The sequence below is a fragment of the uncultured Campylobacter sp. genome (assembly GCF_937949835.1).
Classification (GTDB): Bacteria; Campylobacterota; Campylobacteria; order Campylobacterales; family Campylobacteraceae; genus Campylobacter_B.
Genome location: NZ_CALEDC010000142.1, coordinates 1 through 5,819, shown reverse-complemented (window position 1 = coordinate 5,819; position 5,819 = coordinate 1). Strand labels below are relative to the sequence as shown.

Here is a 5,819-nt window from a genome sequence, read left to right as displayed (position 1 = left end):
GAGCGCTAAAGCTCGCGTTCGTGCCTTTTATAATCACATTTTTCGTCACGCATCTATTTGATAGCATCGGCACTCTAACCGGCGTTGGCAATCGTGCGGGGCTTTTTGGAGAGAATAGCAAAGACGGCATGAAAAAACTATCTAGAAATTTAACTTCCGATGCGATAGGTAGCGTCGCAGGCGCCGTTATCGGCACGAGCACGGTCACTGCATTTGCCGAAAGCGCCAGCGGAGTAGAAGCGGGCGGTCGCACGGGGCTAACGGCGGTATTTTGCGCTATATTTTTCGTGCTGACGCTGTTTATGCTACCGCTATTTAAGGCGATCCCCGCAAATGCGATCTATCCGATCCTCGTAATGGTCGGGGTTTTGATGTTTAGCGAGCTTGGTAAGATCGATTATAGCGACGCGGGAATTCTAATCCCTGCGTTTTTTATAGTATTTTTGATGCCTTTTACCTACTCGATCACCAACGGCTTAAGCTTCGGCTTTATCGCTTATATCGTAGTTAGACTCGCTCAGCGCAGGATAAAAGATTTAAATTTCGGCGTTTTGACGCTTGGCGCGATTAGCGTTTTAGTATTTTTGATGCATTAAATTTTAAGGAAAGATATGAGATTTTATAGTTTTGACGAGATGGATCGCGACGCAAGAGTTATAGCAAAGCAGGTTAGGGACGAATTTATGCCCGATGCAATCGTGGCGATCGCTAGAGGCGGGCTCACATTCGGTCACGCGCTAGCCAATGCGCTTGATATGCGGACGATATTTTCGATAAATTCCATCCACTACGCAGACACCAAAAAGCTCGACACCATCGACGTTTTCAACGTGCCCGATCTGGAGCTTTACAAACGCGTGCTGCTGGTGGACGATATTATCGACAGCGGCGACAGCATGGTCGAGATCAAGCGCGTGCTGCTGGAGAAATTTCCGCAAATAGAGCTTAAAACGGCGGTGATTTTTTACAAACCCAAGGCGCTCATCCAACCCGATTTTAAAATTTCAAAGACGGATGAGTGGATAAATTTCTTTTGGGAAAATTATACGATAGAGGAATGAAGCGGCGCGCGGTTAAATTTAGCGGCTAAATTTTAAAGGATTCGGCGGCTTAAATTTTATAAAATTCCGGCCGTAAAATTTAGGCCGTAAATTTAAAGCGCCCGCAGCAAGGATGAGAGTGAAGAAGCTTTATCAAAACGAAATTTTCGTAATCTCCATAATGTGCCTGTTTCAGGGCATATTTTTGCTTTATGCGATCTCAAATTTAAGCATCAGCTACTACGAGGCTGAAATTTTTTACGATAAAAAATCCCTCGTTTCGCTAATAGCAAATTTAAGCTGCGAAATTTTCGGGCGCAACGACTATGCCTTGCGCGTGCCATTTATTTTGATCCACTTCGCAAACGCTGCGATGATCTATAAAATTTCAAAATTTATTCTAAAGCGCCGCTTCGATAGAGTGGTCGCTACGGCGCTATTTATGGCGCTTCCTGCGTCTATGAGTAGCGCGATTTTACTAAATCCTGCGGGCATCATCGTTTTTTTCACGCTGCTGGCGATCTATTTTGCAAAGAGCGAATACAATATCGCGCTTTTCGTGCTTCTCTCCGCTTGCGCCCTGTTCGATAGAGCGTTTTTTATGCTCTACGTCGGCTTTGGAATTTGGGCGCTTTATACGCGCAAAAAGGAGCTTTTGCTGCTTTGCATAGCGCTATTTAGCTTCAGCGTGATCTTTTACGACGTAAGCTCGGAGGGCAAGCCGAAGGGGTATTTTTTAGACACCGTGGGCGTTTTTGCGGGCGCGTTTTCGCCTCTCGTGTTTTTATTTTTCATCTACACGATCTATAGAATTTGGATCAAAGAGGAAAAGAGCCTGCTGTGGTTCATCGCCACGAGCGCGCTTTGTCTGACGATGCTTTTTTCGCTAAGACAGCGCGTGCCGCTTGAGATGATGCTGCCGTATTGCGTCATCGCTACGCCTTTGATCATTCGGGTTCTGTTTAATTCATACCGAGTTAGATTGCCTAAATTTCGCACCTTTCACAAGATCGCCGTGGGCGTGACGCTGGTAAGCTTAGCGGTGAGTTATTTTGCAGTGATTTTTAGCGATGTGATGTATGAGGCGATGTTCGCAAACAAACCGCAGCGGCATTTTATCTATAAATTTGACGTAGCTAGGCAGCTGGCAAGTGAGTTAAAAAATCGCGGAGTAAAAAACGTAAGCTGCGAAGACGAGAGGCTCTGCCTGCGCCTGAAATTTTACGGACTGCCTAGCGGGGATAGCGCTTTTATCTATGCAGGTGAGCCGGAATATGTCTCGGATCATAAAAATTCGATACAAAATATAGATATTTACAAGCGAGGCGTGCGAATTGCGAAATTTTATGTTAAAATATAAACAAAATTTTTATGAAAGGTAAAAATTATGAAAAAAGCATTTACTATGATTGAGCTGATTTTCATCATCGTGGTGGTTGGAATTCTAGCGGCGGTGGCGGTGCCTCAAATCAATCGAAATAGCCTTGTGGAGGCGGCAGATCAAGTAGCTGCTCATATCCGCTATACTCAGCAGCTGGCTATGAATGATAACAAATTCGATCCTAATGACCCGGATTGGTTTAAGAAGCTTTGGAGGATTCAGTTTAGTTATACCAACGCCAAAGGAAGTGCGGAGGGCTGGACTTACACTGTGTATTATGATAGCACTATGAGTGGTAATCCTAACGGTAGTGCGGATCTGTCTGATCTATCAAGGGTTGATTTTGCCATAGATCCGCAAAATCCAAATAAAAATTCTAAGTGCAGGCTTTCAAAACCAAGCGATAAATAGAAATGCTGAAAGAATCAATAAGAAGCTGAATTTAAGCAAAACTTACGATATTAGAAATGTCGAATTTACTAATTGTGGAGACCGGGCAAATCAAACTATAGTCTTTGATTCTTATGGGCGTCCTATGGGGCAGGTAGCGGACTCTAACGTGCCATATGATAGGCTTTTTACATTTGATGAAAATAATAGACCATGCATAATTACACTTACTAATAATGCGGGCGAGCATGCTCTTATTACCATCCAGCCCGAGACCGGATATGTAAATTATACTTTGGCTTCTAATACCGGTCCCGGAGGGCAGTAGGATAATCCTACACACTTAAGGAGAATAATGAAAAAATACATAATGACGCCGATTTATTACGTAAACGACGTCCCACACATCGGTCACGCATACACGACGATCATCGCCGATACGATGGCTAGATTTTACCGCTTGCAAGGACACGAAGTCTTTTTTAAAACGGGCACCGACGAGCACGGTCAAAAGATCGAGGAGGCCGCAGCCAAGCACGGCCAGAGCCCAAAGCAGTACGCAGACGGCGTGAGCGCTAAATTTAAAGACCTGTGGGACGAGTTTGACATCAGCTACGATATGTTTTCGCGCACTACCGATGCCGCGCACGAGGCGGCGGTGCAAAACGTATTTCGCAAGATGTATGAAAAGGGCGACATTTATAAGGGCGAATACGAGGGCAACTATTGCGTAAGCTGCGAGAGTTTTTTCCCTTCCGCTCAGCTCATCGACGGCGAGTATTGCCCCGACTGCGGCAAAAAGACTAAAATTTTAAAAGAGGAGAGCTATTTTTTCAGACTTAGCGCCTACGCAGAGCGGCTTTTAAAATGGTACGAGGATGAAAAGTGCATCCTGCCCCTAGGCAAAAAAAACGAGGTCGTAAGCTTCGTAAAAGGCGGTCTGAAGGATCTTTCGATCACGCGAACGGGCTTTGATTGGGGCGTTAAAATTCCGCCCGAGCTAAACGATCCGAAGCACGTGATTTACGTCTGGCTGGACGCGCTGATGGATTATCTTAGCTCGCTTGGATTTTGCGCGGGCGGCGAACGAATGGAGTATTGGAGCGACGCTCTACACATCGTAGGTAAGGACATTTTGCGCTTTCACGCCGTTTATTGGCCTGCGTTTTTGATGAGCCTGGGACTAAATATGCCACGCAGCATCGCAGCTCACGGCTGGTGGACGCGCGACGGCAAAAAGATGAGCAAAAGCCTGGGCAACGTCGTGGATCCGCGCGAGGTCGCAAACGCATACGGGCTGGAGCAGTTTAGGTATTTTTTGCTGCGCGAGGTGCCGTTCGGCCAAGACGGCGATTTTTCGCAAAAAGCGATCATAAACCGCGTAAATTCCGAGCTTGCCAACGAGCTTGGAAATCTGCTTAGCCGCATCGTCGGCATGAGCGCAAAATACTCGGATTACGTCATAAATTCCAAAGACGTGATGAAATTTTTCACCGCCGAGATCGAGGAAGCGAACTCCTATCTGAGCGCCGCACTTAACGCGCTTGAGGAGGTCGCTACCAATAGATACTTAGAGGAGCTTTGGAGGGCGCTTGCTCTTGCGAACGCTTCGATCGCGAAATACGAGCCGTGGAATTTGATGAAAAACGGCGAGCAGGCCAAGGCGCTGGCTCTCGTCGCATTGGTCGCAAATATTTTGGCTAAAGTCGCCGTGCTGCTAAGCCCTGCAATGCCGAAGACGGCGGCACGTATCGCGGACACACTAGGCTTTGAAATATCCACTTCGCTTTATGAGAAACTAGTGCTTCGCGGTGAAATTTTAGATTTTAAGGCTAAGCCGTGCGAGCCGCTTTTTACCAAGATTGATCACGAGCTGATGCCGAAGGCGGACTACGATAGACTAGATGGCGCTGTAAATTCCGCAAGCTGTTCGGGCGCAGACGCTGCTGTAAAAGGCGCGCTAAACTTAAACGCAAACGCTTCCGGCTCGGGCGCTACGGCGCAAGAAGCCCAAGGCGCAGCATCTGAAGCTCAAATTAAAATCGACGATTTTAAAAAATGCGTTATCAAAGTCGGCACGATTTTGGAGTGCGAAAATATTGAAGGCAGCGAGAAGCTGTTGCGATTTATGATCGATTTAGGCGAGGAGAGGCCGCGTCAAATCATCAGCGGCGTCGCAAAATTTTACGATCCCGCCGCGCTTGTCGGTAAGCAGATCTGCGTGCTGGCAAATTTAAAACCCGCTAAAATTTTTAAACATAGCAGCGAGGGTATGATTTTAAGCGCCGAGGACGGCAGCCTTACGCTGCTTAGCACTCTCGCACCCGTAAAAAACGGCGCGATCGTAGGTTAGCGATGAGGGCTTTAGCGCGCAAGGCTTCGAAGCTCGCTATCTACGGCGCGGCTGGGCTCTGCGCGCAAAAAAGCGGCGCTTCGGATAAAATTTTAAAGCTTTGCCGTCGCTGTGGCTTTGCGGCAAAGATCGGTGCAGGCGGGCTTGTATGCGCCACGCCTTTGGCGCTGAAGCTCGGCGCGGGGGGTGCTTTAAAATTTGCGGCGCGGAAAATTTTAACGCTAGGCGTTTGCGAGCTGTCGAAGTTTGCCGCTTTAAAATGTGCAAAGCTCGGCGTGCGCGCGGTCGTGCGCTCATTTTCACGCACCGATAAATTTACGGACGAGCGCACAAAAAAGCGTGCAAGCGCGGATGGCGAGAGCTCTAAAGCAAGCGCCGCGTCGCGCAGAAAGCGCACGGCAAGCGTTTCTAGCGCAAGCATCAAAAAAAATGCCTCGCTTTCCAAATTCGATTCCGCTAAAAAAAACATAGCGACAAAAAGCGTGCCCGCAAAAAAATCCCCGCTCGCTAAAAAATCTGCATCTGTCGCAAAAACCGCATCGACCGCCAAAAGTATCGCGCCCGCCGCAGCTTCTATATCTGTCGCAAAATCCGCATCCGTAAAAAGCACCGCGCAAAATAAAATTTCCGCGCCAAGCGCAAAATGGGTACCGGC

The 5,819-nt window shown here is 47.6% G+C and carries 7 protein-coding genes; all 7 read left to right on the top strand.

The features are described from left to right. A partial coding sequence (locus tag Q0256_RS03160) for an NCS2 family permease (RefSeq protein ID WP_297959971.1) occupies nucleotides 1-596 on the top strand: 596 nt, incomplete at its 5' end. 15 nt (nucleotides 597-611) lie between these two features. Next, nucleotides 612-1,061 (top strand): phosphoribosyltransferase, encoded by a 450-nt coding sequence (locus Q0256_RS03155; protein WP_005871628.1) that lies wholly within the window; start codon nucleotides 612-614, stop codon nucleotides 1,059-1,061. A 112-nt stretch (nucleotides 1,062-1,173) separates the two neighbouring features. Further along, nucleotides 1,174-2,400 carry a hypothetical protein gene (locus Q0256_RS03150; RefSeq protein ID WP_297959969.1) on the top strand — a complete coding sequence of 409 codons (1,227 nt, stop codon included), beginning with the start codon at nucleotides 1,174-1,176 and terminating at the stop codon, nucleotides 2,398-2,400. Nucleotides 2,401-2,427: 27 nt separating this feature from the next. Beyond that, nucleotides 2,428-2,832, top strand: coding sequence for a type II secretion system protein (locus Q0256_RS03145; RefSeq protein WP_297959967.1), 405 nt, complete (start codon nucleotides 2,428-2,430; stop codon nucleotides 2,830-2,832). A 124-nt stretch (nucleotides 2,833-2,956) separates the two neighbouring features. Next, nucleotides 2,957-3,139, top strand: coding sequence for a hypothetical protein (locus tag Q0256_RS03140; RefSeq protein WP_297959965.1), 183 nt, complete (start codon nucleotides 2,957-2,959; stop codon nucleotides 3,137-3,139). 27 nt (nucleotides 3,140-3,166) lie between these two features. Next, on the top strand, nucleotides 3,167-5,164 hold the full coding sequence (gene metG / locus Q0256_RS03135) for a methionine--tRNA ligase (RefSeq protein WP_297959963.1): 1,998 nt from the start codon (nucleotides 3,167-3,169) through the stop codon (nucleotides 5,162-5,164). 2 nt (nucleotides 5,165-5,166) lie between these two features. Then, the coding region (locus Q0256_RS03130; RefSeq protein WP_297959961.1) for a hypothetical protein at nucleotides 5,167-5,819 on the top strand (653 nt) is incomplete at its 3' end.

What these genes read in the sequence shown, in the direction of transcription:
- metG (WP_297959963.1), top strand. Translation starts at nt 3,167, where the DNA reads ATGAAAAAATACATAATGACGCCGATTTATTACGTAAACGACGTCCCA.
- Q0256_RS03145 (WP_297959967.1), top strand. Translation starts at nt 2,428, where the DNA reads ATGAAAAAAGCATTTACTATGATTGAGCTGATTTTCATCATCGTGGTG.
- Q0256_RS03150 (WP_297959969.1), top strand. Translation starts at nt 1,174, where the DNA reads ATGAGAGTGAAGAAGCTTTATCAAAACGAAATTTTCGTAATCTCCATA.
- Q0256_RS03140 (WP_297959965.1), top strand. Translation starts at nt 2,957, where the DNA reads ATGGGGCAGGTAGCGGACTCTAACGTGCCATATGATAGGCTTTTTACA.
- Q0256_RS03155 (WP_005871628.1), top strand. Translation starts at nt 612, where the DNA reads ATGAGATTTTATAGTTTTGACGAGATGGATCGCGACGCAAGAGTTATA.